Annotated in this window: 3 protein-coding genes; all 3 read right to left on the bottom strand. The window is 59.3% G+C overall.

What is annotated here, in order from left to right; translation table 11 throughout:
- Positions 1-905 (bottom strand): hypothetical protein (locus tag Q0288_RS14375; RefSeq protein ID WP_299431767.1); only part of this gene is annotated, 905 nt, incomplete at its 3' end.
- Between the two features lie 173 nt (positions 906-1,078).
- Positions 1,079-2,152 carry an ABC transporter permease gene (locus Q0288_RS14370; protein WP_299431764.1) on the bottom strand — a complete coding sequence of 358 codons (1,074 nt, stop codon included), beginning with the start codon at positions 2,150-2,152 and terminating at the stop codon, positions 1,079-1,081.
- Positions 2,153-2,184: 32 nt separating this feature from the next.
- The gene (gene nikB / locus Q0288_RS14365) at positions 2,185-3,105 is read right to left on the bottom strand and encodes a nickel ABC transporter permease (protein WP_299431761.1); all 921 of its coding nucleotides are present in this window, start codon (positions 3,103-3,105) and stop codon (positions 2,185-2,187) included.
- Positions 3,106-3,263 lie beyond the last annotated feature (158 nt).

Raw genomic sequence — 3,263 nt, 5'->3', positions numbered from 1 at the left:
GTGCCCCGCCGGCTCTTACCCGAAAGCAGAGTGATTAGAAGTTGACTGCCGTGCCCGCCGGTGGGCTTTTGGCCCCAGAAGAAGGCCACCACCCGGTTAAGGTTAAAGTCTACCGAGGGGGGGGCAGGCTGGGGAAGCTGGAGGCCGGTAGCCAGCCGCCAGATGGTCTGGAGCTGGGACTGGTTGCTGGCTAAGAAGGCGGCCGCACTATCATTGGTATAAGCAGACTGTCCACCCTGTTGCATTACACGGGGGTTCTGGGGTTGGGGACTGGGAGGTGTCAAGGCAAGCTCCGTTTCCAAGCCATACTGCACAGCCAGTGCCACGACCCTGGCTTGAAGGGGGGTCGGTTCATAGCGGTTGGGCGCCAGGGGGGGCTCGAGCTCGTACAAAACCACTGGACGACCCCCCCTGCGGCTCAAGACTTCCCGTAGTACAGCCTCATTTTCGGCCTCCGAGAGGGAGGCCAGCCTGGGTGAGCCAGGGCGGCTTTCTACCACCTGGGCTGCACTGCCGGCAAAGACACTGCCCAACCGTGACCAGCCTCCATCGAACAGCCAGGCACTTTGTACGTTGCGGCTGGCGCGTACCACAAACTGCAAACCGGGGAAGGTGCGGGTGGTTTGGGCCGCCTGCGGCAGGGCTGGGTTAATCTCACGGTAGGGCGCCTCGCCCCTTACCAGTAAGGCCTCTGGTACAGCCAGCGGGCTGGTCGCCGGCCCTTTTGCGAGGGCCAGGCTGCGCTCGCCCAGCCGGATGACCTGGGGTTCACCATAAAAGAAAGTCCAACGCTCGCTACTCTCGGCAAATAGCACCTGAATCTCGCTGAGTTGATAAGGTTGTTGTCCTGGCTGCGGTACACAACTGGCCAGGGCCAGAATCGTCAGACCTAACCATCGTTTCATACCTTCATTTTAGCGGCTCCGGGTGAACCGGGGGCCCTGGGTGAATCTTTGCTCAAAAGGCTGGGTGCTGGGTTGGGTCGTTGTGAGAATCGGATAAAGATTAAACGTGTTCTCAGAAGATAGCGAGAGGACTGAACGGGCTTGTGGATGGTGGGGTGTTGAGGGGTGCCAGGTTACCTGAGTGCCCTGGGGTCGAGCGCGTCGCGTAGGGCATCACCCAACAGGTTGAAGCCAAGCGCCACAAACATGATGGCCAGTCCTGGGAAAGTCGCCACATGCGGGGCAGTAGCCAGGTATTCGCGGCCCCGCGCGAGCATCAGGCCCCACTCTGGTTCGGGTGGACGTGCTCCCAGGCCCAGGAAGCCCAGCCCGGCTGCAAACAGGATTGCAACAGCCATCTGCAAACTCGACTGCACGATAATAGGGGGGAGTGCATTCGGCAGGATATGCTTCAGCATTATGCGCCGGTTGTGGTTACCCAGCGCCCGGCTGGCTTCCACAAACTCGCGGTCTCGCAACGAAAGCACCGAGCCCCGCACCAGTCGGGCATAAACCGGAATGGCGGCGATGCCTACTGCGATCATCACATTGGTCAGGCCAGTTCCCAGGGTTGCTACCAGCACGATAGCCAGCAGTATGCCCGGAAACGAGAGCATCACATCAACGACGCGCTGAACGATCAGGTCTAGGGTTCCCCCAAAGTAACCGGAGACGAGTCCCATCGGTACCCCGATGAAGAGGCCAATGGATACTACAATTAACCCAATCGAAAGAGAAATCCAGGCCCCGTGGGCCAGGCGACTCAAAATGTCACGGCCTTGCTCGTCGGAGCCCAGGAGATGAAACTTGATCGGGCCGTCTACGCCAATCAGTCGCAGGTCGCTTTGCAGAAGGCCTCCCCACCAGACCCAGGGCTGACCACCGCGCACAAAAAACCGGATCGGATACAGTTCTTGTCCTGCCTCGAGCTGACCCAAGGGGGAGCGGGTCACCTCGCGCACCCAGAGACCCGGCTGGCCTTGCGGACCACGGAATTCCACTCGCATCGGCGGGACGTTGATGCCGCGCAGATTCTGCTCGAGCGGGCTGTAAGGTGAGATGAAAGGGGCAAAAGTAGCCACCAGCAAAAAAACACCAATAAACAAAAACCCTGCCACCGCCAATGGGCTGCGAAACAAGCGCCGTCGCCAACGGGGGGCCTTCGGCTTGTCCGGGGTGTTGGGGGCAGTCCTGATAGGCTCAGTCACGTGAAGTCCTTTGGGCAGACGACCTGGCAAGATCAGTCATAACGAATCCTCGGGTCAATGACCCCATACAGCAGGTCAACCACCAGGTTGATCAGAATGAAAGCCACGGCGATAAGAAGTACCGCACCCTGCACTACCGGATAGTCGCGGGCCAGAATGGAGTCAACCAGCAGCCGCCCAATACCTGGCCAGGCAAACACCGTCTCGGTGATCACTGCTCCTTCCAGAAGCCCGCCAAACTGAAGGCCCGTAATGGTGACAACCGGTATCAGGGCATTGCGCATGGCATGTTTGAAGACCACCACCCGGCCTGCCAAACCTTTGGCCCGGGCGGTGCGGATGTAGTCTTGTGAGAGTACCTCCAGCATGGCGCTGCGGGTCATACGGGCCAGGATAGCGGCAGTGCTAGTACCCAGAGTAATAGCAGGTAAGACCAGGTGCCAGATTGTGCCTGTACCTGCTACGGGAAACCATCCAAGCTGCACCGAGAAGATAAGAATGGCCATCAGGCCAAACCAGAAGACTGGCATCGAAACCCCGATCAAGGCTCCCAGCATTACCAGCAGATCTATGGCAGTGCCGGGCCGTATGGCTGAGATAATGCCCGCCGGGATACCAATCAGCAGGGCTACCAGCATGGCTGCCAGGGTTAGTTTTAGCGTGTTTGGAAAGAAGTTGGCTAGTTCGTGGGTGACGGGCTGGCGGGTGCGCACCGACTCACCCAGATCGCCTTGAAAAACATTGACAATATAAATGCCCAACTGGGCATACCAGGGCTGATCCAGGCCAAACCGCTCGCGAATATCGGCCAGGGTTTCGGGCGTGGCAAACTCGCCTGCCAGCAACTGAGCGGGATCGCCGGGGGCCAGCCGCACCATTAGAAACACTGCCAGCAAAACCCCTAGCAAGGTGGGTACTACGATCAGCAGGCGACGAAGGATGTATGTGGTCATGAGGTTCTATGTAGTTAAAACGTACCGATTCTCAAAGACTGGGCCAGTCTGTTCGTGAGGTGGCGCTCGTCATCCTACCCAAACCAGACCCTGGGTGCAAGCAGAGCCCCGCCGCCATCGGCGGCAGATGCGCCGGCAGATCAAGCGCCGAGCGCGTG

The sequence above is a fragment of the uncultured Meiothermus sp. genome, from assembly GCF_937863175.1.
Taxonomy (GTDB): Bacteria; Deinococcota; Deinococci; order Deinococcales; family Thermaceae; genus Meiothermus.
Note: the sequence above shows the minus strand (reverse complement) of the source record. Positions and strands in the feature narration are given on the sequence as shown.